Here is a 22,822-nt window from a genome sequence, read left to right on the forward strand (position 1 = left end):
CATTCGAAATCCATTGCCTTACGAGGAGTATAATGGGAGTGATCCCTACAATATGTAGTCCAGCCTACAGTGAGCAGGAGGAAGTACATCGTGATCGAAAAGGAGAAGCTTTTATCCCGCATCAATTTGTTTCAGTCGTTAAGTGCAGCGGAGCTAGCCCAATTGGAACCGGCGACTCCTATGGAAGTGGTCAAAAAAGGAACGCTAATTTCCTCCCCTCACATGGAGCAGAAAAGGCTGTTTTTGATCAAGGCTGGGAAGGTTCGTTTATACAAGCTTTCGGCTGACGGCAAAGAGCTAACGATTGATTTGCTCGGGACAGGCCATGTGTTTGGCGAGATCGGCTCGTTTACGATTAGTTCAACCAATATGTACGCCGAAGCGTGGGAAGATTCGGTGATTTGTTCGATTGATAAAGGACAATTTGAGGAGCTGATGCTAGAGAAACCGAGGCTTGCCTTGCATTTTATCGAGATTGTCTCGAATCGTTTGCAAGAGGTTGAAGAAATGATGGAGCTCATGGCGTATGGAAGTGTCCGACAGCGTCTTCTGTATTTGCTGGGCAAGCTGTCCGAGAAATATGGGGGAAAAAGCCTGGCTGATGAACCAGAATGGATCGAGCTGGCAGTGAACCTGACGCATCAAGAGCTGGCGACGATGATGGGGTGTATTCGTGAGACCGTAACAGAAACGTTCCATGAGCTAACAGTAGAAGGCATGGTGAAGAAGGCGGGATTGCGCAAGCCGTTATGGGTGCATCGGGAGCGATTGAGAGAAGCGCTTGCCCCTCACTCATTCACAAACGTATTCTTCACTCGTTTGGACAAGCGGAAATAGGGAATCCAGATCATCGCGGTGATGCAAGTATGAAGCAAACTTAGTCCCGATTGCGTGACAAACTGAATGGTGTCTCCGAAAAGACTGTCAAAGCTCGCCCAAGCCAATAAATCAATCATGTTCAATGTGATATAAAAAAGAATCAGGCCAATAAATAAATGTGGAGCACGTTTCTTTTTTTGGAAATAGAAAACGAGAAGGGTCAATGAAAATACGAGTAACCCTATCTCTAACAAAATGTTGCCGTAGTAATACAAAGTGAATGACAGGCTTTGCTCCATAAACGGTGCGAGCCCTTCAATTGCTTCAGCATGATCTTGAAATATGCCGATAACGGATGCAAGCAAGGAAAGTGGGCTGAGAACGACAATAATGGTCGGCCAGATTAACCAGCCGCCCAATCCTTTTGGCTTCGTTACAGTTGCTTCTGTTTGGACATTCATTCGTGTTTTCTTACCTCTCTGATCAGAATGATATCGATACTAGATAATGGTATATAATCAAAGAGGTAAGGTCAATTGCAAGAATTACGATTTTTGCGAAGGAAGTTGGCAAGAGTTAATCCCAAAGATACGATAGAAGAAGCATTGTTTGGTCAAGGCTGTATACAGGAGCGGAATGCCGATCAACGAAAGGTATTGATAGCCTCCTTCCAGAAAGAAGAACAAGGACAGAAAGGCTAATCCAGCAACGAAACGAAACATTTGATCAAAACGACCGACGTTTTTCATTCTTATCCCTCCGGTTATGGTGTTTGTGATTGATGAGACTTATTGTACCGGAGTACTTTTTGGTTGCATGTAACAAAGTCACATAACGCGAAGGTTTTTCCCAAAACAAACGCCAAGCAGAAGGGGAGAAAAGCATGAACCAAATCCGTTACCATCGCAGAAAATACACACACGGACCTACACCAATCGAAAGAATGGAGCGACTGTCCAAGGAGTTAGGCGGACCGAGCATCTCTATCAAGCGAGACGACATGCTTGGTTTGACAGCAGGGGGAAACAAGACGCGAAAGCTGGAGTATTTGGTGGCAGAGGCAATCGAGCAAGGGGCAGACACGTTGATTACATGTGGAGCTGTCCAATCCAATCACTGCCGGTTGACTCTGGCGGCGGCAGTTCGCGAAGGTCTGCACTGCCAGCTCGTGCTATCCGCGCCTGAGACGGGGGACTACCAACCGCAAGCGAGTGGCAATCATCTGTTGTTCCACTTGCTCGGAGCAGAAAAAATCGAGGTCATTCCCGCAGAGGCAGATTTGCTTGCAGCTATGGAAGAGCTCGCTGAAAGTCTGCGAAAACAAGGCAGAAAACCATATCTGATCCCGGTAGGAGGCTCCAACGAAGTCGGGTCTTTGGGGTACATGGCGTGTGCAGAAGAAATCGAGCAGCAGGCTTGGGAAACGATGACTCCATACGATTATGTCGTGACGGCAACGGGAAGTGGCGGTACGCAAGCAGGTCTGCTTGCCGGTTTTATGGCGCGTCAGTCCAACACAAAAGTAATCGGGATCAATGTCAGCCGAGATCGGGCTGCACAAGAAGCCAAGGTGATGGGTTTGCTGTGCAGTACTGCTGCACGGATCGGTTTGCAAGGGGACATACGAGCAGAAGCTGTGCTTTGCGACGACAGATTTGTCGGGCCAGGCTATGCGATTCCGACGGATGGCATGATCGAAGCCGTTCGGCTGGTCGCTCGAACAGAGGGAATTTTACTCGATCCTGTCTATACCGGAAAGGCGATGGCAGGGTTGATCGGCTTGATTCGCGAAGGGCATTTTACCAAGAGTGATCACGTATTGTTCCTGCATACAGGTGGTTCCCCAGCGCTGTATACCGTTCCGCAGCTGTTTTTGCCATCCAAATAGCGTAGCAGGCAGCGGTAGTCTAGGATGTACTTTCACGTCCATAGCTACCGCTGTCTTTTTATAGGAAAGCTGACAGACTTAGTGCTTCACAGTGCCTTGGTCTGCCACAACATCGGGGGTGTCTGCCTGCTGCATCAGCATACGCATGGAAAAGACGATTCCTAGTGTGGCCGTTACCAAAAGACCTGCCAATACAAGGTAGCCGACTGATGCGCCGGTTGAATCTAGTATGAGAGTAAATAGAGCGAGTAATAACAGCCGCATGCATGTACCAATCGACCGAAAGAAGCTCAGGACCCTGCCCATAAAACGATTAGGTAGCAGTTCCATATAGATGGTCTGTCGGATCAGTCTGGTTGATACATTGCACCAGCCCATAAACGCAGAGAGCAACACAAAAACCGAGCCCATTGGGATCACAACGGTCATTACAAGAGCAATCGCCATCAAGATGAAATTCCCTACCATATAAGGAAAAGCACCGATTTTTCCACGAAACCAGGTAAGAAGAAATCCCGCCAGCACTGCGCCTATGGAATACGTAACCTCTCCCATGGAATAGATCGCCACATCTTCCCCCAAAACTTGGCTAACAAAGATAGGGTTAAGCAGGTTCGTCAGCATAACGGCGAGGAATGGTATCAGCGCAGCAATTCCGAATACGATAAACCCTCGTTTTTCTTTGATATAGATCCAGCTTTGCTGAAATTGTGACACCCAGGATGTTCGGAGATATTTTTCTACTTGTTTTTCTTGTGTATACACATAATCGATTCCGGTTAAGGAGAGAAAAGCGATCAGATAGGTCAAAGTGTTAAGGATCAACACTATATGTAGTCCGTATTTCCCCAATAGCAAACCTGCGAAAGCTCCTGCGAGGACCAAAGCGGTCTGGTTTTGAATTTCCAGGGTAGAATTGATCACATTGTAGTGCTTTTGCTCAAAGGTTTCCTGTATGAAGGCTGACTGTGTAGGTTCGTGAACCTGAAACATGAACATCGACGCCAAAAAAACGAGTACCATCATCCACTCTTGATAAGTCCCCCAAAATCCCCAAGCTGCTACAAGAGCGAGAACCGAGAAGCCTCCTAGCTGTTCCAGCTGTAGAATGGCCTTGCGGGAAAAGCGGTCAATCAATGTACCAAAATAAGGTCCGATGAGCAGTGTCATTATCGAGGAGAGAAGCATGGTGGAACCAAGTAGGCTGGCTGAGCCTGTGGATTCTACCAAATACCAAGATATCCCGATCATGGTCATCCCCTGGCCAAAGCCTGAAAACAAATTGGAAAGAAACAGCTTGCGAAAATTGCGATTGCGAAAAATCTCGTTCACTCTCGTCACTCCCTTTTCCATAATAGGCCAGATGAGTAGCCCTATTACAAACATAAAGGAGCCTGATTATTCACGAGGGTCACCCTTCATCAATAATCAGGCTCCGGGAAGTTCCGAGAGCTCTTTTATGGAATCTTATACCATAAATCGTATCACTTTTTTCTTAAGTTAGCAATATGGAGAACCAAGCGTTACTTTTTCAAGATACCTAAATATTCACGCCAAGGTCCAACATCCGCCGTGTACCGCTTGGCCAAGACCCGCACAATCTGCGCCATATGGGTTAAATCGTGAACCACCCATGAAGAGAGCAGCTCTCTTGCCTTGACTACGCCAAATGCAGGGTGTATCCCTGTTAATTCGAGATTCTTTTCCAGTTCTACGAGTGCTTGTAATTTTGCGAGATTTTCTGTTCGAAGTGTTTTGAATTCCTGGAGCTTTTGTGCGAACGACCTTTCGGAAGTCTCATGTAAGTGAGAGAAACGGTCAAAAGGAGGAAAGGGTTTGCTTTCCCCATACTGAAGAATCATTTCGAGCCGCGGGAGCCAATTCGTTTTCTCAGCCTGGGTCAAGTGCTCGATTACTTCGGTGGCATTCCAGGTTGCATCCCCTTCGTTGTCTTGTAACCATCCATCCGATAAGCCTACTAAAAAATACTCCAATGTTTGCGGTGTACGCTCCAGAACCTCAATCGCTTGGTTCAGATTAAAATTCATCGTACGACTCCTTTCGGTATGGAAACCCGTAGTATTCTCCCAGCATTTCTCTTTCGTTTCGCATAGTCCTGCCCATTTTGTGTGGCGAAGGGTGGATTTGTGCCAGAGAATACGTATAGAATGGTCGTAGGCAAGGTTCGATAAATAGAGGGCAGAGGTTGGATTGATGGATGTTTAAAATCGGCGTGGTGGGTCCCAAGCAATCGGTAGAGAGAATTCTTGCGGTTGCCAAGGAATTCGATGAAGGGATGAATTTTATTCCCTATATCTATACAGAAACAAAAGAAACAGAAAAAATCGTCTTGGAAAATGACCAGTACGTGGATCATTGGCTATTTTCGGGACCACTTCCGTACTTGATTGCCAAAAATGTCCTGGAAGACGATAAGCGGATGGAACATATTTTTCCGACGGAATCCAGCATCTATAAAGGCTTTTTGGAAATGGTGTACACACGGGGAGAGCTTTTGGATCGGGTCAGTGTCGATATGCTCTCATCTACGAAGTTCATGGAAGATTCGCTGTACAACAGCAGCATATCCGTGAGCCAACTATACATGAAGATATTTGAGGTTACGATTGATCCGCAAGAGCTGCTGGCATTTCATCTCGATTTATGGAACAAGAAAAAGATTGATGCTGCGATGACCTGCTATCCAACTGTCTATCAATCGTTAGTAGATGCTGGTATCCCGGCCTATTGGATTTCTCCTAGTAATATGGACATTCATCAAACAGTCCGCGTGTTTGTCGAGAAAGTACGCACATCCTACTTTAAGGATACACAAATCGGGATCGAAATGATCGAGGTCGAGCAATTCGACAGAATCAAGGAAAGCGCGAAGACCCCCTATCATTTACAATATTTGGAGCTGCGTATAAAAGAAGCCTTGATCAAGCTGTGCGAGCAAGTGGATGGATCGCTTTTGGAGCAAGGTAATGGCAGATACGTCATCTTCAGTACGCGCGGAACCATTCACAGGGAGATTCCTACCTTGCAAAACACCGTAGAGTTTTTGGCGAAGGAAGCGGATACGACGGTCGCGGTCGGAATCGGGTTCGGAGAGACTGCGTTTGCAGCCGAGATGAATGCCCACCGAGCCCTGCGCCAATCAAAGGAAAAAGCTACACGAGATATCGTCATGATTCAGGATGACGGTACGATCGTAGAGTGGGTCGGTCAGGAAGAGGAGCTCATCTACTCGTATCGTGCCGATGATGATGAGATTTTGGAAAAGCTGAAAAAAGGGAACATCAGCGTCAAAAGCTATAAAAAGCTCGATGCCTTGCTACAAAAAATGGGTTGGACCGATTTCACGACAAAGGATCTGGCTAAGTATTTGCAAATGAGCGAGCGAAATGCACAGCGAATCGTCGCGGATTTGTGCGCGGTGGAGCTTGCGGAAAGCTCCGGGGAAGAATCGCAATCAACGCGAGGAAGACCCACCAAACGATACCGACTTTTGTAAGCACCCTGCTACGGGTGCTTTTTTCATTGCCAAGAAATCAAACTGTTAAAAAAACCGTTGCCAATAGTCTCAACATTTCGTAGAGTATATATAACGACATGTCGTAATATATGCGGTAAATAAGGGGGCTGGACCATATTTGCGCGGATCGTCAGTCATCGAACGAGATGAATGCGCTTTCGCCAAAATGAAAGACTAGCTTAGTAATGCATCTAGAAGGAGGTATCCACACATATGGTATCAGCACGCACGAGAAACTGGATTTTAGCGCTACTCTTTTTGGGCTGGGCATTAGGGAACCTGGATCGATACGTTATGAACTATGCCATTTTGTCGATCACAGAAGACTTGCAGCTTAGTGCTTCATCCACGGGATTATTGCTCAGTAGTTTTTTTGCTGGCTATGCACTCATGCAAATGCCTGGAGGCTGGCTGGCAGACCGGTTTGGTTCCAGGAAAGTACTCATCGCATCCGTTGTCATGTGGTCTATTTTTACAGGATTGACCGGAGCTGCTTGGTCTTTGGCTTCGATGATCCTTATCCGCTTTCTGTTCGGGATTGGTGAAGGTGGCTTCCAACCAGCCAGCTCGAAGATTATCGCCACGATTTTTCCTGTAAAGGAACGCTCGCGAGCAATGTCTGTGATGCTCTCCTCTAGTGCCATTGTTGGGCTTTTCTCCCCGATTTTATCCGTTTGGATGATTCAAAATATGGGCTGGCGAACCATGTTCGTCGTCATTGGTGCAGTTGGTGCCGTGATTGCTTTCCTGTACTGGCGCCATATTAAACTTCCGCAAGATGAGTCTACAACGAATACAATGAATGGCTCCGAGCAACCAAAAAGCTCCGTGTCCTTGTTGTTAAAAACGCCTTTGCTATGGAGTCTGTTAATCGCTTACTTTAGCATTTATGCAGTAAACTGGGGTCTTGTAACCTGGATGCCGACTTACTTGAGCAAGGTACGCGGACTGGATATGATTTCGCTCGGCTGGCTGCAAACGATTCCAGGCTTCGCTACGTTGGTCGGTATTTATGTGAGCGGCTATGTACTGGACAAGCTGCCAAAAGGTCGCGAAAAAATTATTGGAAGTCTCTCCTGTGTGGTAGTCGCAGTGCTCTTGTACTTCATGTTTACCGCTTCGAGCGTGACGATGTTTATTACGTACCAAGCAATTGTGTCGCTGTTCCTTTCCTTTGTGATCATTCTGTTGCCATCTGTTGTCCTGAAAAATCTTCCGGCTGCCGTAGCGGGAACAGGGATGGGCATCGTGAATACAGGTGGACAGCTAGCTGGCTTTATCACGCCAATGGCGATTGGTTTTATTGTAGAAGCGTTTAACGGTTCATTTGATGCAGCGTTCTGGATGCTGATCGGCTTCGCGGTCATTTGCATTGGCGCACTATTATCGTTGAACTATGAAAAAGGCGAGCTGTTGCAGCAAAACGCCGACAGTGCATCCGCCTGAACACTTAGAGAAAGGAGCGTATGAAATGAACAGAACCGAGATCATTTCTGCGTTAATTGAACAAAAAAGAGACGCGCTTATTCGCGTTAGCGATAAAATTTGGGAAACACCAGAAATTTACTTCGAGGAGCATCGTTCTGCCGAGTACTTGTGTCAAGCTTTGGCAGCAGAGGGCTTTGAAGTGGAGAAAGGAATCGCTGGACTGGGGACTGGCTTTGTTGCCAGCTTTGGAAACGGCAAGCCTGTCGTAGCCATCCTGGGCGAGTACGACGCACTGGCAGGTTTGAGCCAGAAAAAAGGCGCGATCAACCATGATCCGATTGTGACTGATGGTCATGGGCATGGATGTGGACATAATCTCTTAGGTGCCGGCGCGCTGGCAGCAGCGGTTGCTGTTAAAGATTACATGGAGAAAACAGGCTTAACAGGAACGGTCCGTTATTTCGGGTGTCCAGCTGAAGAAGCTGGCTCTGGGAAAGCGTATTTGGCTAGGGCAGGCATGTTTGCTGACGTAGATTTTGCGCTCTCCTGGCATCCTGCGACAGCGCCAAGCATCATGAACATCAGCTCGCTTGCGAATTACTCTGTTCGTTTTCAGTTCCACGGAAAAAGCGCACATGCAGCAGCAGCACCGCATTTGGGACGAAGTGCGTTGGATGGGGTCGAACTGATGAATGTCGGCGTGAACTACATGAGAGAGCATATGATTCCGGAAGCACGGGTTCACTACGCGATTACGAATACAGGCGGAATTTCGCCAAACGTCGTCCAGCCGTTTGCAGAGGTCGTGTACTTGATTCGCGCTCCGAAAAAGCAGCAAGTGAAGGAACTGTATGAAAGAGTTTACGACATCGCACGAGGAGCCGCCTTGATGACGGGAACCACCATGGAAGCGGTGTTTGAGGGGACAGCTTCTGATCTGGTGCCGAATACGGTATTGGCGAAGCTCATGCACAAAAATCTGGTTGAAGTCGGCGTGCCTACGTACGATGAAGCAGATCAGCAATATGCCAAACAAATTCAGGCAACGTTAACAGCCGAGGATATGAGGGCTTCGTTGTTCGGGTTGGATCGTGAAACAGCGAAGCAACTGAAGGACAAAGCGATTGCGGATGTGATCGGGCCACTTTCTACGCACGAGTTTACGCTTGCTGGGTCTACGGACGTGGGAGATGTCAGCTGGCAGGTTCCGACGATGCAATGCATGACGACATGCTGGGCACTGGGAACGCCTTTCCATACGTGGCAGGTCGTCTCGCAGGGGGCTATGCCAATTGCACACAAAGGGATGCTGCAAGCAGGTAAAGTTATGGCTGCTACAGCGATCGAGGCAATGGAAAACCCGGCACTGATTGAACAGGCAAAAGCCGAATTGCAGGAACGTTTGGAAGGGGAAGAATACTTCTCGCTCATTCCGGACGATGTTCAACCACCTCAAAAAGCGTAAATCGAAGGTGAAAAGGAAGTTGGTTAGACAAGTGGCGCAGCAAACAAGAACGATCGAGACAGACTGCTTGGAACAATGGATCGAGCAATATCGCGGGGAGTCCTGTAAGGGCAAATGCGCTGCATATATCCCTGCTTTGAAAGAGGCTGACCCGACACAGCTAGGGATTTGTGTGATGGGACCAGATGGACAAATTAGCAGGGCTGGCAACTACGATGCTCCTTTCACCCTGCAAAGCATTTCCAAAGTCATCAGCTTTCTGGCAGCATGTAAGCACCACGGGATTGCAAATGTATTGGAGCAGGTGGATGTAGAGCCTACTGGAGACGCATTTGATTCGATGGTTCGGCTGGAAATGCACAAGCCAGGAAGGCCTTTTAATCCCATGATCAATGCGGGAGCCATTACGGTGTCTTCCTTGTTGCAGGGGAACGGAGTCCAGGAAAAATTTCGCTCTTTTCAAGACATGGTCGAGGGCATGACAGGACGCAAGCATCAGATCAACGAGGAAGTCTATCACTCCGAGTGGCAAACAGCCAACCGCAATCGCTCCCTCGCCTACTATCTCGCAGCTACTGGCTTTTTGGCCTGTCCGGTAGAGGATGCTTTGGACGTGTACATCCGGCAATGCTCACTCGAGGTAACGGCAGAGGACATCGCGAAAATTGGCTTGATCCTGGCGCATGATGGCTATGATCCGGTACGCAAGGAACAGCTTTTCGAAAAAGAGCTGGCTCGCGTGACCAAAGCACTGATGGTTACATGTGGCATGTACAACGCTTCCGGCAATTTTGCTGCTTTTGTGGGTGTGCCAGCGAAAAGCGGCGTGTCAGGAGGCATTATGGTTGCCGTCCCTCCGCGTGGGCGTTCTGGGGAGCTGCCTTTTGCTGGCGGCTGCGGAATCGGTGTGTATGGCCCTGCTATTGACCAGTACGGAAACAGCGTAGCAGGGGTAGCGCTGCTCAAGCATATGGCAAGTGCGTGGGATTTGACGATCTATTAAAAAGAAATGGCTAGAGATCACAGATCATGTCTGGATCTTTAGCCATTTCTTTTTGTCCATTGTACCTTGATTCATTTATAAACAACTATTTACTCAAGGAAATTGTCATTGTTCCTCTTATTCCTTTACCAGCACTTTGGTTTGTGTGAAGTACAATTTTATTAAAACCATTTGGAATGGATGTATTAGGATAATTGTAATTTTGACCTGAACCAGGTATAGGAATTTCTTTTCGCAATGTTGAACCTTGATAAAATTGGAGTACCGCTGGTTCACTAGAAGAATTTGCGGTTCCTGCTATAGAAATACGGCTGTTAATTGTATTACCATTCCAAAGAGTTTGTGAAAAAGGATAACCATCCGGAGCATAAAGGTAGTATGGGCCTGAAAATAAATTTACAGGAGTTTGAACTGGAACAAACTCAATCCGATCAATAAACAGATTACCCTGCGTTTGACTGGTGTATTGTCCGAGACGTACATCGATCTCTCCTAAAGGTAGGGAGATAGGATCAGGAAGAGATATTGTAAGCAACCTATAGTTTCCATTTTGTCCTGGCACGTATCCTTGATCTTGAACGTTTTTGGTACTTGGAAATGTAAAATTACCGCCTTGAAGACTCTGATTTCCTGCATTAACTGATTGCCAAATATCAATGCTTGAATCTGAAGGGTTTGCATAACGTACACGAATGTGATACTGACCAGCTAGTTTATTTGTAATAGGTACAATGAGGGAAGGTCCCAGTGGAAGTTGAACCGCGTTGGTCCCGTTCAATCTTTCCTGTACAACGTTAAGTGAGCTCCCATCCTCAATATAACCTTTTTCAGCTGGAATTCCTTTAATCGTAACTACTCCTGTTGTTGGATCTGATTGGCCTATGACATTTTCGGAATATAGATTTTTGAAAACAAAGGCATTTATCACTGCATCTTGGCCACCCAGCTCATCTGTCCATGGAAAGACAAAATGAACTTTATGGTTATCAGGTGCTACAACTCTCTTGTCATATCCATATTCTCCTCCATTGGTAATACTAGTCCCATCTGCAAAATCCATCATGATTCCAACATACGGACTCATAACCCGTGGTGTTACTCCAATTAAAGGATTGTCTCTTGATATGTTGATAGGGTCATTTGCAGCTCCACCGGAACCGCCGTAAGTATATGTTTGTGATTGATTGTATCCTCTATCTAATACTTGTTGAATCTGATCCACTCGATCCCATGTTCTCGTTGAAATTTGAGTCAGTTCACCAGGGAAATTTCCATACAGGTACGTACTTGGATCACCAGCGGATGGATAGCCTCTCCAATCAAACCTTCCTACTAGATCAGAAAATAAGAATCTCGTTTGTTCTATATCTGTTTGTGCCGAGTAAACTTCCGGACTGTCATTAGTAGGCCATTTATCAAAAGTAGGCCATAATGCAGCAATATCAAACCCATATAATGTTGACGTGTAGATAAAGCCAGCGGTACTAATTTGACTAGATTTATCATCCTGTATGTTTTGTAACCCTGTTGTAAAAAGAGTACGAACATTCTCGCTATGCTTCACGATCCACTGTTTTAGATAAGTCAGAAAGTTAGTTTTATCTGAATCACTAATTCCCCAATCTGTTTGTTTAGAAATGGCCTCCTTTAAAAGGCCTAGATGCATGGTTGCTGCTTGAACATATAAAGGAAGTGCATAAGCTGCATAGTCTTTTAGTGTAAATTGGGGTATATCATGAACGAATTGGAGGTGAATCGTATTAACTGTGCTCCCTATAGTGGAGGTCTTCGGATCGGTTAAATTCTTGACTTCTGTAGCTAAAACATCTAGTTCATTTTTCCAACCTTGTAGCAGTGCCTCTAATTTGTTCAATGTGTCTGTTGTTAACGCTTGGTTAATTAAATCTTGAATCTGCTGACGCAAAATATCAAATAAATCGGGTTGTGAGGGGGGCCAAATTAAATCCATAATAGGAATAAAAAAGCCTATTACAGGCCCTACAAAAGGAACAAAGGAAGAAGCATAGCTTAATATAGTCGTGACTAAGGCACGATAATCGATATTATTGTCTGTTGCAAGCAGAAGGTAATCTTGTGTAATTTGTCCATTGTAAACATCATGCCAAACATCTTTTAATAATTGCTCCCAATCCAATCCGTCTGCTTTGTTAGATAGATTGTTCAACTGTTGATAAGCAGATGTCGATAGTGTGTTATAAGGACCAGTTGATAAAAGGTTTTTTTCCTGCATTGCATAATTCCCCCTTCTTTCATAAATAAAAAATACGTTGGCTAATTTCCTAATTTTAACATTTCGGTATATATTCGTATAGTTTCCGCTTTAATAGGACTTCGATGCATTCCGATAGCAATCTTTCGTTGGAAAATAGACAAAGTGACTCCAATCCCATACGCAAACAGCAACATACAGTCGCTGGCTTTCATTGGCAAAAAAAAGAACCTGTGACATACTGGAGCTATCACGGTCATCGGAGGAAATCAACATGGTAGATGTGGTTGCATGTGGCGAGTTATTGATTGATTTTACACCTGTACAGCAGAAGGAAAAGCCAGGCAGCGCTGCATTTGAGCAAAACCCTGGAGGAGCACCTGCCAATGTACTTGCCGCTTTGTCGCGCTTTGGGAAGCGGACTTCCTTTATCGGTGCGGTGGGAAACGATGTGTTTGGGCGGTTTTTACAACAGACCTTGAACCGACAGAATATTGGCACAGAAGGTCTCGTACTCACGGAGGAAGCGCCTACGACGTTGGCGTTTGTCCATCTCGATGAGACAGGCGATCGTTCTTTTCACTTTTACCGCAATCCGGGTGCAGACATGATGCTGCGGGAGCAAGACGTGAACGAGGCGCTGATTGCACAGGCAGCCATTTTTCATTTTGGTACGTTGTCTTTGACGCAAGAGCCAGCCAGATCAGCAACCTGGAAAGCAGTCGAATACGCGAAAAAGCATCAGCGGCTCCTTTCATTTGACCCGAATATTCGAGCGTCCTTATGGGCTGATCTGGAGGAAGCGAAGGCTATGGCCCTCAAAGGCATGGCGCAGGCTGATATCGTCAAGCTTTCCGAGGAAGAGCTGGCTTTTCTCATGAGGAGCGAGGACGTCATAGAAGCGACAGCGTGGATGCTTGCGCAATATGATCTGCAAGCTGTTTTTGTCACGTTGGGGGAAAAGGGATGTTTTTACCGTATTCGAAATCACTTCGGTATAGTCGGTGGATTTCAAGTAACCGCGATCGATACGACTGGAGCGGGAGACGCGTTTGTGGGCGCGCTGCTCTATCAGCTTCTTGAGGAGGGGGAAAGTATGCTGGATATCCCACAAGCGACGTTAGAGGGCATGGTTCGCTTTGCTAATGCCGCAGGTGCGCTCACGACAACGAGATCAGGTGCCATTCCCGCCATGCCTACGCTGTCTGAGGTCAAAAGCTTCATGGAAGCAGCACGGTAGGAGGGAAGAATCATGATATTTGTGGAGGTCATCCTGCCTGTCCTGCTCATTTTTCTTAGTGGCTATATTTTGCAGCGCATTTTCAAAATGGATTTGAAGCCGATCTCTTCCCTGGCGATTTACATCTTGTCGACGGCGCTCGTTTTTCGTACCTTTTACAAAACACAGCTCGACTTGCAATTATTTTATATCGTCGTGATTTCGCTGCTTCTGCTGGCTGCTCTCGTTGTGATTACGCAGTTGACGGCACGATTGTTCAAATACGACAAACAACAGGAAAGCGCACTGATGCTCGCGACCGCCTTCATGAACAGTGGCAACTACGGGACGCCGATTATTTTGTTCGCTTTCGGAGAGGCTGGCTTTACGTATGCGGTGCAAATTATGGTTTTCCATTCGATCATGATGGGCGTATTCGGCGTGTATTTTGCCTCCCGAGGAGGGAATGGGATGGGGACGGCCGTCAAGGCGATCTTCAAGCAGCCGTCCAATTACGCTGTGGTTCTCGCGATTTTGCTGCAACAGCTGCAAATCGTCATCCCGCAAAGCTACTATCAGGCGATTGATCTCGTTGCACAGGCGGCGATTCCAGTTGTGATGCTCATCTTGGGCATGCAGCTCGCCAATGTATCTACCAAAGCGCTAGAGTGGCAGGGACTCAGTGCTGCGAGTGTCATTCGGTTGGTGGCGTCACCGCTTTTGGCGTACCTCATCTGTCTGTTATTCCCGATTGATCCGCTGCTGCAAAAGGTGCTGGTCGTTCTGGCAGCCATGCCTTCTGCCGCAACTACTGCGATCTATGCGATCCAATTCAACATGCGTCCACAATTCGTCTCCAGCAGCGTGTTGGTTACGACGGTGATCAGTATAGGTACATTAACGTTTTTGCTGAACATTTTGCACTAAATAGGAGGAATAAACATGCACAAACAAGAGTTACTACGACTGTACGATCAAGAGATGAGAGTGGAGATGAACTATCCGAATGTTCGACGCGAAGAGACCGAGCATATTGTTCGCCACGTCTCTCTCTCAGATGAGCCGGGAACAGTCTTGTTTTCCCGAATGTCTGAGGCAAATGCAGAGGAGCTCATCGCACGCGAAATCGAGTATTTCTCAAGCCTTCAACAGTCTTTTGAATGGAAGCTGTTTGATTATGATCAGCCTGCGAATCTGCTCGAACGGTTGGAGGCGCATGGTTTTACAACAGGAGAGGAAGAAGCGCTGTTGGTCATGGATGTGGCGCAAGCAGAGGACATGCGAAGCCGTAGCATTCCTCCTGAGATTCGCCAAATCACCAATTCGGCAGGCATCGATGACATTATGCAACTGGAAGAGCAAGTATGGGGCAGTGCGAATCCGGAGTTGGCCGCGAGATTGAAAAAGGATTTGGCCGAAGATCCTAAGCACCTTCTCGTGTACGCGGCATACAGTGGCGATCAAGCGGTGAGCGCAGCGTGGATGTATCTACATGAGGGGACGTCCTTTGGCAGTCTGTGGGGAGGCTCAACGCTGCCTGCTTACCGGAATAAAGGCTACTATACGGCACTCGTAGCGATACGGGTACAAGTAGCGCACGAGCGTGGGTATCCGCTTTTGATGGTGGATGCGAGTCCGATGAGCCGACCGATTTTGGAGAAAAAAGGCTTTGAATTTCTCGCCTATACTTATCCATGTTTTTTTGAGTATAAATAGTATCGTGGAAAAGGAAGCTGCCCATTGCTCTGAGGGGCAGCTTTTGTAGTTGCAGATAGTCGCCTGTGTCACTATTATGAGAATAAGAATCATTTGCAAGATTATCCTACGTATGGTTAGGCAGGGAGAAGGTCATGGATCAAGCAACTGTACATTCCATATACGATAGCTATATTAATGCATTGCCCTCTACACAAAGTGATCGCATTGTGTCCGAAGCGAATCGGTATACACTGACGAATAATGATGGCTACTTTCGGAGAGTGATTCCTCGACCGGGATTGGAGCTGGTCGAATCCAGCTACTCCCTTCAGGAAAACCGCGTCATGGATTTACAGTCGCAGGCAGCCATGGTGGAGCTCAGCTTTTGCTTGGAGGGGAGTGGGGAGTTCGTCGTTTCGGGAAGTCAGCACGAGTTTTTGCCTGGGAGCTGTTCCCTTCAATTGATGAACGACTTTCATGCGCATTTTATGTACCGGGCAGATGTTCCTCATCGATCTGTTGGCATAGGTATTTCCGTAGAGCAATTTAATGAATGGGTGGCGGAAAGCGATGTGGGAGCAGCTTATTCGTTTCAAGGACTGCTTGGCAATCAGGCCTATCGTCTGTTTCGGATGCCGTTGCAACCGAATATGGCTCGGATGCTCCAGCAGTTGAACGATTTTTCATCTTCCCATTTGAAGTTGCGGAGATTGCATACGGAAGGCAAGATTCTTGAGATTGTGTCGTCGGCGCTGGATACGTTTTTGTTCGAGCGGGAAGAGAATCGACCGAGGTCACAGTTATCCCGGAGTGATCGGGAAAAGATTCACAACGCCCGTGACATTCTACTCGAAAATATGGAGTCTCCGCCTTCTCTGATTGAACTGGCTCGTATGGCACAGCTCAATGAATACAAGCTGAAGATCGGCTTCAAAGAAGAGTTCGGGACGAGTGTATTTGCCTATTTGCGGGAAAGGCGTTTGGAAAAAGCGCTTGGACTGCTGCGGGAGGGGAATCTGAATGTCAGTGAGGTTGCACTCATCGTAGGATTCTCCAACTTCAGTCATTTCTCCGAGGCGTTTCGCAAGCAGTATGGATGTAATCCTTCCGAAGTGAAGCGGGGGAGATTCGGCTAGTATTACAATCCGCCAAACCGTGAAATTCGTCATCCTCACTCCGTTTCCTCTCATCTAGGATTCATCGATCACGTATAGTAGAATGATACAAAAAAGGGAACAGAAGGTGTAAGCTATGTGCCGAAACATCAAAACCTTGTTCAACTTCGATCCACCCGCGACAGAAGATGAGATTGAAGCAGCAGCCCTGCAATTCGTGCGAAAGCTCTCGGGCTTCAACACGCCTTCGAAGGCAAATGAAGAGGCTTTTCACCGCGCGGTCCAAGAGGTCTCCGATGTTGCGAAAAATCTCTTGGATTCGCTGGTGACGAATGCAGAGCCACGCAATCGAGAAGTCGAAATCGAGCGTGCTCGCGCGAGAAACGCCAAACGGTTTGGCACGACAGAGTAGTGAGAGGATAAAGACAAACAGTCTTTTCTAGGGGCAGTCCATTAGGGCGACTGCCCATTTTTTCTTATGCAGGAAAATCAATACGGGGGTGAGCCTATGGAGCGGTTACATGAGTTGAACGACTTGCTAAACAAATTGGAGGAGCGGCATATTTTTTATCGCTTGAGTAAAATTAGGAGCGAAAGCATCATGATCGAGGTAGCTGTCCCTGGTCAAAGATGGGAGATCGAGATGATGGAGGACGGTACGATAGAGATCGAAAAATTTATAAGTGACGGTGACATGTACGACGAGAAGGAGTTGGATGTACTGTTTCGGGACTTCTCCGATTAATTTATGGCACTATCCTCTGTTCAGTCAGAAATTTCAGCATCTTATCATCTTCTTATGAGATGATTTATCATTTCGCTACTATGTCTCTCTCCTGCAAATTATATTATCGTAGAGTGCAAAGGGGAGAGGATCATCATGGAGAAAGTGAACGTCGCACAACATCTATCACGCTTGCAAGATTCCTGGGGCTCTCTGGTTGTCGGAGAGATGAATGATACGTCTATTACGCTAGAGAAGCTGCAAGGTGAGTATCCTTGGCAACAAAATGACCAGAAAGATGAACTGCTGTTTGTCGTCAAAGGCAGACTGCTGCTGATGTACCACGAGCGTAATATATGGGTGGAAGCCGGAGAGTTTATCGTTGTGCCAAAGGGAGTTTCCTACAAGCTGTTTATCCCGAATGGCGATTGTCATCTACTGGCGATTGAACCGAAAAAATTTGCTGCTCTCAAGCGCTGCTCCTAAGACGATCAACATAGAAAAATCGAGCGCTATTCGTTCGCGGATAGTGATGATATAGAGCTGTCAATCGACCGGTCACTTTCGTAGGCTGGACAATTGGTGGCTTTTTTGCTATTAATATATGTTCAAAAAGATTGCTTTTTGAGCTTCGGCTCATAGAAAAAAGTGTTGACTTATGCGTAATTTACTATGTAATAAATACAGATAGCTCCAACTCTTTTCGAGGTGATGAATGTTGGACGACGGCATATATGTATTGATTAAAAAAGGAGACCCCGAGCAGCTTCAGAAGCGTCAGTTTCTACATAAGGAAGAGTGTACGATTGGGAGACGAGGCAATCAATTACAACCAGACATTGCTTTTTCTAGTCCGTATATTTCCAGAAGGCATGCAGTGATACGGAAAATCAATAGCCAATATACGATTTCAGATTTGCAAAGCAAGCACGGGACAGAAGTGAACGGAATGCCGATACAGCAAGCACCGCATTTTCTTTATCACGGTGATCATATTACGCTGGCTAGAGGCGTGGTAGAGATGATATTTTTCGCAGAGGGTAGCGAGATGGATGTGACGCGGGAGTTCTCATTTCCTTTGATGATTCCAAAAGAAACTACCTCCACTTCCGGCTTGGTCATCAATCTGGAACGCAGAGAAATTCGTCTCGATGGTGCGAGAATCCATTTGACCGGAAAAGATATGGACTTGCTCATGCTTCTGTACCAACGTGCGAATCAGGCGGTCAGCTATGATGAAATCATGGTACTGGTCTGGCCGGAGCGGTTGCTGAATGCGGAGAGCAGCGTCCCAGATGTTGGGCGAGCCGAGATCAACGCTCTCGTTTATCGCTTGCGTAAGCGGCTGGGCAGATATGGTGAGAACGTCACCACGATCCCGCGCTTCGGTTACATGTGGGAAGAATAGTAAGCAGTACGACAGACACAGGATGAATTTCCTGTGTTTTTTTTGCATTTGATGTAACTGTCTGACACTTATCATCGTCCTATGAGAATAGTCTCATCTTGCCATCATATTTTTTCCATATATTATGGTACCCGACTGTAATATCGTGTGATAGGGAAGGTGAACGACTAGTGAAAAAGACATGGATAGTATTTTGGACGGTTTTTGTCATTGTTCTTTCAGGGTTTTTCTATCTTTTCTGGGACTTTTGGAAGGACACCACGCAGTCGGATGGCGAGAGGGCAAAGGCAGCATTCACCGCGTATACGACAAAGTGGAGAGAACAGAAATTCTCTGACATGTACGAGCAGCTTTCTTTACATACAAAAAAGACCATTAGTAAAGATGAATTCGTTTCGCGTTACCAAAACATTTACGGTGGAATCGAGGCCAAAGCGATTGCGGTCGAGCCGATGTACAATGGCGACGTCATCCTAGGGGAGGATGGGCAGATCAACTTTCATTACCGGCTGACGATGGAAACGTTCATTGAACCGATTTCCTTTACAGGGAAAGCAACGCTTGTCAAAGAAACGCAGAATGACTTGGAGGACTGGTACATTCATTGGAATCCTTCTTTTATTCTTCCAGAAATGAAAGAAGGGGACAAAGTTAGAGCCAATACGGTGTATCCCAAACGAGGTGAAATCACGGATCGGGCAGGGCGTCCATTGGCAACAGAGCGTGTCGTGGTAGATATCGGGATAAATCCGGGAGAATGGAGCCAGGCTTCCCAGACCGGGAAAATGGAGGTCAGCAAGCTTTTGCACATTCCGTTGGATGACCTCACCTCGAAGGTCCAAGCTACGACAAGCAAGTCGACCAAGTTTATCCGGATCGCCACGCTGCCGCAGGACGATGCACGCATCAAACAATTAGAGAAAACAGAAGGGCTCAAATTGCACAAAAAGAAAGTCCGCTACTATCCTTATCAGGACGCGACTGCCCATCTGGTTGGCTATGTAGGAGCGATCAGTCAGGAAGAGTACGAGAAGCGAAAGGATCAGGGCTATAAAACGTCTGATGTGATTGGCAAATCAGGACTGGAACAGATTTTTGAGGAGCAGCTAAGAGGGAGTGCAGGTGGGCGTATCGTCATTACGGATGCAGATGGTACGGAAAAAAAGACCGTGGCGGAACGCTTCGCCAAGCAAGGACAGCCACTGGCATTAACCATAGATGCCGAAGTACAAAAGACGATTTATCAGGAGCTGAAAAACGAAGCAGGCACGGCTGCGGCGATTTCACCAAAGACCGGGGAAATACTGGCCCTCGTCAATTCTCCGTCCTTTGATCCGAATGCGTTTGTGCTTGGTATGTCGGCAACAGAATGGAAGCAAATGAATGAAAACCCGCAAAAGCCGCTTCTCAATCGATTCGCGCGCGGGTTTGCGCCGGGCTCCACCTTCAAGCCGATCACGGCAGCGATTGGCCTTGCGTCAAAAGCGATTACCCCTACGGACAGTATCCACGTCCGTGGACTGCATTGGCAAAAGGATGCGTCCTGGGGTGGATACGAGGTAACGCGGGTCAGCGATTACGGGGGACCTGTCAATTTGGAAAAAGCATTGGTGTACTCCGACAATATTTATTTTGCGAAAGCGGCGCTCTCCATGGGGGAGGAGCCATTCGTGAAAAAGAGCGAGTTGTTTGGGTTCCATGAAGCTCTCCCGATTCCATATCCACTGGACAAATCGAAGCTGTATAACGACAGTTTCAAAAACGAGATTCAATTGGCAGACTCCGGTTACGGTCAGGGCGAGGTAACGATGACACCGCTACACCTCGCGTTGGTGTACAGTGCTTTTGCAAATGACGGAAATATCATTTATCCATCACTGTTGCAGGAAGACAAAAAAGGCGGGTATTGGAAGACGAATGTCATACCTGCTGATGTGGCGAGCACGGTGAAGCAGCATTTGATACAGGTTATGGAAGACCCGCGCGGCACTGGACGAGGAGCACGGGTGCCTGGTATTCGCATGGCGGGCAAGACTGGAACAGCTGAGCTGAAACAGAAAAAGGGCGAGATCGGGTTGGAAAACGGATGGTACGCCGTTTTTAATGTAGATGATCCGCGTTTGCTGGTTACCATGATGATCGAAGATGTCCGTGGTCGGGGTGGCAGTCATGTACTCGATGCACGTATCAAACGGATTTTCACGAAGGTACTGAAAGAGTAGGGAGAGTAAGTATGAAGGAAGCAAAAAGTGATCGTTTAAAACGACTGCAAATCGTCTATATCGTCGTATTCCTTATGTTTGTGGCAATTATTTTGAGATTAGCGCAAATCCAAATCCAGCAAGGGAGCGATTATGCAAATGAGCTGGCAGATAGATCGTATAAAAAAGATTACATTTCCGCTATGCGAGGAAACATTTATGACCGCAACGGGTATGTCATTGCCGAAAGTCGGCCTTCCCATCTCGCTGTCTTCCGTGAACAAGAGGTCATGGGGAAGAAAGCGTACTTTGCCCTGGTGGAAAAGCTGGAGAAATTACTGAGCGTCGACAAGGCCACGCTGTTAAAAAAGATGGATGTCGGCTATGCCTACGAGAAAGGCAATTATGTGGAAGCGGCACGACAATTGCCGCGTTATTTGGAAAAAGAGTTGAAGGTGGATTTGACAGATAAAGAAATCGCAGTGCTGGGTGAGCATCGCGGCGATTTGCCGGGGATTGAAGTGGTGACAAAACCGATCAGGAAATACGATCCCAAGCAAATCGCCGTACAGGCGGTCGGGTATGTCCGGCCCTTTCATATTGCTGAAAATGTGAAGCTCGCCTCCTACAAGGATGAGAGCACGCGGTATTTACCGAACCAGTTAGTTGGGTTCGATGGGATTGAGCTATCTTACGAAAAAGAGCTTCGCGGGAGCAATGGTTACCGGATGTATGAGGTCGCAGCAAATCAGACAGTTGTCAAGCAAGTGGAGGAAGTTCCGTCCGTCCCAGGCAATCATGTGTATCTCACCATTGATCAACGGGTCCAACTAGATATCCGGGATTCGATTCGAGAGTTTCTTCCGAAGATGCGTGCATCCATCCCTGAGGCGAGGGCAGCAAAGGGAGCGTACGTCGTGGCAGTCGAGGTCAAGACAGGCAAGGTCGTCGCGATGGTCAGTTATCCGGAATACGATCCAAACGTATGGATTGAGGGGCCGGATCAAAAAACGTATGACGAGATCAAGCTGGTGGTGACGAATGGGACGATTCGGGAAGCGCCATACGATACGAGGCCATTAACGGGCGAGGCGGCCATCCAGGAGGGGTACAAGCATCCGGGTTCCATTGTGCCATCAGGGTCTGTCCTCAAGCCGATTACGGTATTGCTTGGTTTGCAGGAAGGTATCATCTCTCCCTCCGATCGCTGGAATGATGGAGGGGTGTATCACTATGGACGTGGAACAGACCGAATTAAGAACGACAGTTCCAAAGCGCATGGCATGATTACCCCTGCGATTTCCCTGCAAAAGTCATCGAATACGTACATGGCGAGAATCGGGGAGGAATTGTCCCGCCGAAAAGGAAAAGAGTCAGCGGCCGTGCTGCAATCGTACTATCACGCATTCGGGTTAGGGGTTCAGACTGGCGTGGATTTGCCGAATGAAAACAAGGGCAAAGAAGACTATTTGGTGATGGATGAAAACTATGGACCATTAGCAGCGATGGTGCAAGCTTCCTTCGGGCAGCAAGTTCGGGCAACGACGATGCAATTGGCACAGTTTGCGGCGACATTAGCGAATAAAGGCGTTCGTTTGCAGCCGCAGATGGTAGATAAGATCACAGACGCAGAAGGAAAACTGGTGAAAACGTACACGCCAAAAACCATGAGTACCTTTCCTCACCCAGATAAATATTGGGACATTCTAGAGCAAGGCATGGTGCTGGTGACGAAGTCAGGGGGGACGGCAGTCCGTGCGTATGAAGGAATGCCGTTTCAGGTAGCTGCAAAGACAGGAACATCTGAGCAAGATATTTATGTACCGGTGACGGTGACAGATGAGAAAACCGGACAGAAAAAGACAAGATGGAAAATGCACCGCCGCATTACGAATGGTGTGAGCATTTCGTATGCCCCAGTCGACGATCCTGTCCTGGCAGTAGCCGTAATCGTTCCTGAGGGTGGTTATGGGGGAAGATCGGCTGCGATCATTTCACGTTCTGTATACGATGTGTATGACAAGCATATCGGATTTAAGAGATAAAAATAGGCTGTTCGAAGTGGTTCTGTCGAGGATCTACTTCG

The 22,822-nt window shown here is 47.2% G+C and carries 21 protein-coding genes; 16 read left to right on the forward strand and 5 right to left on the reverse strand.

Going from position 1 to position 22,822, the window contains the following annotated elements; all coding sequences use genetic code 11:
- Positions 1 to 90: 90 nt before the first annotated feature.
- On the forward strand, positions 91 to 837 hold the full coding sequence (locus HP398_RS15030) for a Crp/Fnr family transcriptional regulator (RefSeq protein WP_173622981.1): 747 nt from the start codon (positions 91 to 93) through the stop codon (positions 835 to 837).
- Here the strand turns inward: HP398_RS15030 and HP398_RS15035 are convergent.
- Both HP398_RS15035 and HP398_RS15040 read right to left on the reverse strand, forming a co-directional pair.
- Positions 789 to 1,280, reverse strand: coding sequence for a DUF2569 domain-containing protein (locus HP398_RS15035; RefSeq protein WP_017251286.1), 492 nt, complete (start codon positions 1,278 to 1,280; stop codon positions 789 to 791). The two genes, HP398_RS15030 and HP398_RS15035, sit on opposite strands and share 49 nt — an antisense overlap.
- A gap of 84 nt (positions 1,281 to 1,364) precedes the next feature.
- A complete protein-coding gene (locus HP398_RS15040; RefSeq protein ID WP_017251285.1) occupies positions 1,365 to 1,568 on the reverse strand; it encodes a YgaP family membrane protein in 204 nt (67 codons plus the stop codon).
- A 134-nt stretch (positions 1,569 to 1,702) separates the two neighbouring features.
- Here HP398_RS15040 and cuyA point away from each other — a divergent pair, with 134 nt between their 5' ends.
- Positions 1,703 to 2,707 (forward strand): D-cysteate sulfo-lyase, encoded by a 1,005-nt coding sequence (cuyA, locus tag HP398_RS15045; RefSeq protein ID WP_017251284.1) that lies wholly within the window; start codon positions 1,703 to 1,705, stop codon positions 2,705 to 2,707.
- A gap of 78 nt (positions 2,708 to 2,785) precedes the next feature.
- Here cuyA and HP398_RS15050 read toward each other — a convergent pair whose 3' ends face one another.
- Positions 2,786 to 4,039, reverse strand: coding sequence for an MFS transporter (locus tag HP398_RS15050; protein WP_017251283.1), 1,254 nt, complete (start codon positions 4,037 to 4,039; stop codon positions 2,786 to 2,788).
- Between the two features lie 191 nt (positions 4,040 to 4,230).
- Entirely contained in the window at positions 4,231 to 4,755 is a 525-nt protein-coding gene (locus tag HP398_RS15055) for a DinB family protein (RefSeq protein ID WP_173622982.1), read from the reverse strand.
- A 170-nt stretch (positions 4,756 to 4,925) separates the two neighbouring features.
- Between HP398_RS15055 and HP398_RS15060 the strand changes: the two genes are divergently transcribed.
- The 4 genes from HP398_RS15060 to HP398_RS15075 all read left to right on the forward strand — a co-directional run bounded on the left by HP398_RS15060 (position 4,926) and on the right by HP398_RS15075 (position 10,141).
- Complete coding sequence (locus HP398_RS15060) at positions 4,926 to 6,224, forward strand: hypothetical protein (protein WP_173622983.1); 1,299 nt, start codon at positions 4,926 to 4,928, stop codon at positions 6,222 to 6,224.
- Positions 6,225 to 6,458: 234 nt separating this feature from the next.
- Positions 6,459 to 7,691, forward strand: coding sequence for an MFS transporter (locus HP398_RS15065; RefSeq protein WP_173622984.1), 1,233 nt, complete (start codon positions 6,459 to 6,461; stop codon positions 7,689 to 7,691).
- A gap of 25 nt (positions 7,692 to 7,716) precedes the next feature.
- On the forward strand, positions 7,717 to 9,138 hold the full coding sequence (locus HP398_RS15070) for a M20 family metallopeptidase (protein ID WP_173622985.1): 1,422 nt from the start codon (positions 7,717 to 7,719) through the stop codon (positions 9,136 to 9,138).
- A gap of 19 nt (positions 9,139 to 9,157) precedes the next feature.
- The gene (locus HP398_RS15075; RefSeq protein WP_217368716.1) at positions 9,158 to 10,141 is read left to right on the forward strand and encodes a glutaminase; all 984 of its coding nucleotides are present in this window, start codon (positions 9,158 to 9,160) and stop codon (positions 10,139 to 10,141) included.
- An 85-nt stretch (positions 10,142 to 10,226) separates the two neighbouring features.
- Here HP398_RS15075 and HP398_RS15080 read toward each other — a convergent pair whose 3' ends face one another.
- A complete protein-coding gene (locus HP398_RS15080) occupies positions 10,227 to 12,392 on the reverse strand; it encodes an insecticidal delta-endotoxin Cry8Ea1 family protein (RefSeq protein WP_173622986.1) in 2,166 nt (721 codons plus the stop codon).
- A gap of 253 nt (positions 12,393 to 12,645) precedes the next feature.
- On the opposite strand from HP398_RS15080, the gene HP398_RS15085 reads away from it, so the two are divergent.
- The 10 genes from HP398_RS15085 to HP398_RS15130 all read left to right on the forward strand — a co-directional run bounded on the left by HP398_RS15085 (position 12,646) and on the right by HP398_RS15130 (position 22,781).
- Positions 12,646 to 13,611 carry a carbohydrate kinase family protein gene (locus HP398_RS15085; RefSeq protein WP_173622987.1) on the forward strand — a complete coding sequence of 322 codons (966 nt, stop codon included), beginning with the start codon at positions 12,646 to 12,648 and terminating at the stop codon, positions 13,609 to 13,611.
- 12 nt (positions 13,612 to 13,623) lie between these two features.
- Positions 13,624 to 14,517, forward strand: coding sequence for an AEC family transporter (locus HP398_RS15090; protein ID WP_017251275.1), 894 nt, complete (start codon positions 13,624 to 13,626; stop codon positions 14,515 to 14,517).
- Between the two features lie 15 nt (positions 14,518 to 14,532).
- Entirely contained in the window at positions 14,533 to 15,306 is a 774-nt protein-coding gene (locus HP398_RS15095) for a GNAT family N-acetyltransferase (protein ID WP_173622988.1), read from the forward strand.
- Between the two features lie 134 nt (positions 15,307 to 15,440).
- Entirely contained in the window at positions 15,441 to 16,424 is a 984-nt protein-coding gene (locus tag HP398_RS15100; protein ID WP_173622989.1) for a helix-turn-helix transcriptional regulator, read from the forward strand.
- 115 nt (positions 16,425 to 16,539) lie between these two features.
- A complete protein-coding gene (locus tag HP398_RS15105; protein WP_173620594.1) occupies positions 16,540 to 16,815 on the forward strand; it encodes a DUF2277 domain-containing protein in 276 nt (91 codons plus the stop codon).
- Between the two features lie 96 nt (positions 16,816 to 16,911).
- A complete protein-coding gene (locus HP398_RS15110) occupies positions 16,912 to 17,148 on the forward strand; it encodes a hypothetical protein (RefSeq protein WP_069848545.1) in 237 nt (78 codons plus the stop codon).
- 135 nt (positions 17,149 to 17,283) lie between these two features.
- The gene (locus HP398_RS15115; protein WP_173622990.1) at positions 17,284 to 17,613 is read left to right on the forward strand and encodes a cupin domain-containing protein; all 330 of its coding nucleotides are present in this window, start codon (positions 17,284 to 17,286) and stop codon (positions 17,611 to 17,613) included.
- A 229-nt stretch (positions 17,614 to 17,842) separates the two neighbouring features.
- A complete protein-coding gene (locus tag HP398_RS15120) occupies positions 17,843 to 18,535 on the forward strand; it encodes an FHA domain-containing protein (protein WP_173622991.1) in 693 nt (230 codons plus the stop codon).
- Positions 18,536 to 18,705: 170 nt separating this feature from the next.
- Positions 18,706 to 20,757, forward strand: coding sequence for a penicillin-binding transpeptidase domain-containing protein (locus tag HP398_RS15125; protein WP_173622992.1), 2,052 nt, complete (start codon positions 18,706 to 18,708; stop codon positions 20,755 to 20,757).
- An 11-nt stretch (positions 20,758 to 20,768) separates the two neighbouring features.
- Positions 20,769 to 22,781, forward strand: a complete 2,013-nt coding sequence (locus HP398_RS15130) for a peptidoglycan D,D-transpeptidase FtsI family protein (protein WP_173622993.1) — start codon at positions 20,769 to 20,771, stop codon at positions 22,779 to 22,781.
- Positions 22,782 to 22,822: the final 41 nt, after the last annotated feature.

The sequence above is a fragment of the Brevibacillus sp. HB1.4B genome, assembly GCF_013284285.1.
Taxonomy (GTDB): Bacteria; Bacillota; Bacilli; order Brevibacillales; family Brevibacillaceae; genus Brevibacillus; species Brevibacillus porteri.

Coding starts and splice junctions, on each gene's coding strand:
- HP398_RS15035 (WP_017251286.1), bottom strand. CDS start 1,280: ATGAATGTCCAAACAGAAGCAACTGTAACGAAGCCAAAAGGATTGGGC.
- HP398_RS15040 (WP_017251285.1), bottom strand. CDS start 1,568: ATGAAAAACGTCGGTCGTTTTGATCAAATGTTTCGTTTCGTTGCTGGA.
- cuyA (WP_017251284.1), top strand. CDS start 1,703: ATGAACCAAATCCGTTACCATCGCAGAAAATACACACACGGACCTACA.
- HP398_RS15055 (WP_173622982.1), bottom strand. CDS start 4,755: ATGAATTTTAATCTGAACCAAGCGATTGAGGTTCTGGAGCGTACACCG.
- HP398_RS15060 (WP_173622983.1), top strand. CDS start 4,926: ATGTTTAAAATCGGCGTGGTGGGTCCCAAGCAATCGGTAGAGAGAATT.
- HP398_RS15065 (WP_173622984.1), top strand. CDS start 6,459: ATGGTATCAGCACGCACGAGAAACTGGATTTTAGCGCTACTCTTTTTG.
- HP398_RS15070 (WP_173622985.1), top strand. CDS start 7,717: ATGAACAGAACCGAGATCATTTCTGCGTTAATTGAACAAAAAAGAGAC.
- HP398_RS15080 (WP_173622986.1), bottom strand. CDS start 12,392: ATGCAGGAAAAAAACCTTTTATCAACTGGTCCTTATAACACACTATCG.
- HP398_RS15085 (WP_173622987.1), top strand. CDS start 12,646: ATGGTAGATGTGGTTGCATGTGGCGAGTTATTGATTGATTTTACACCT.
- HP398_RS15090 (WP_017251275.1), top strand. CDS start 13,624: ATGATATTTGTGGAGGTCATCCTGCCTGTCCTGCTCATTTTTCTTAGT.
- HP398_RS15095 (WP_173622988.1), top strand. CDS start 14,533: ATGCACAAACAAGAGTTACTACGACTGTACGATCAAGAGATGAGAGTG.
- HP398_RS15100 (WP_173622989.1), top strand. CDS start 15,441: ATGGATCAAGCAACTGTACATTCCATATACGATAGCTATATTAATGCA.
- HP398_RS15105 (WP_173620594.1), top strand. CDS start 16,540: ATGTGCCGAAACATCAAAACCTTGTTCAACTTCGATCCACCCGCGACA.
- HP398_RS15110 (WP_069848545.1), top strand. CDS start 16,912: ATGGAGCGGTTACATGAGTTGAACGACTTGCTAAACAAATTGGAGGAG.
- HP398_RS15115 (WP_173622990.1), top strand. CDS start 17,284: ATGGAGAAAGTGAACGTCGCACAACATCTATCACGCTTGCAAGATTCC.
- HP398_RS15120 (WP_173622991.1), top strand. CDS start 17,843: ATGTTGGACGACGGCATATATGTATTGATTAAAAAAGGAGACCCCGAG.
- HP398_RS15130 (WP_173622993.1), top strand. CDS start 20,769: ATGAAGGAAGCAAAAAGTGATCGTTTAAAACGACTGCAAATCGTCTAT.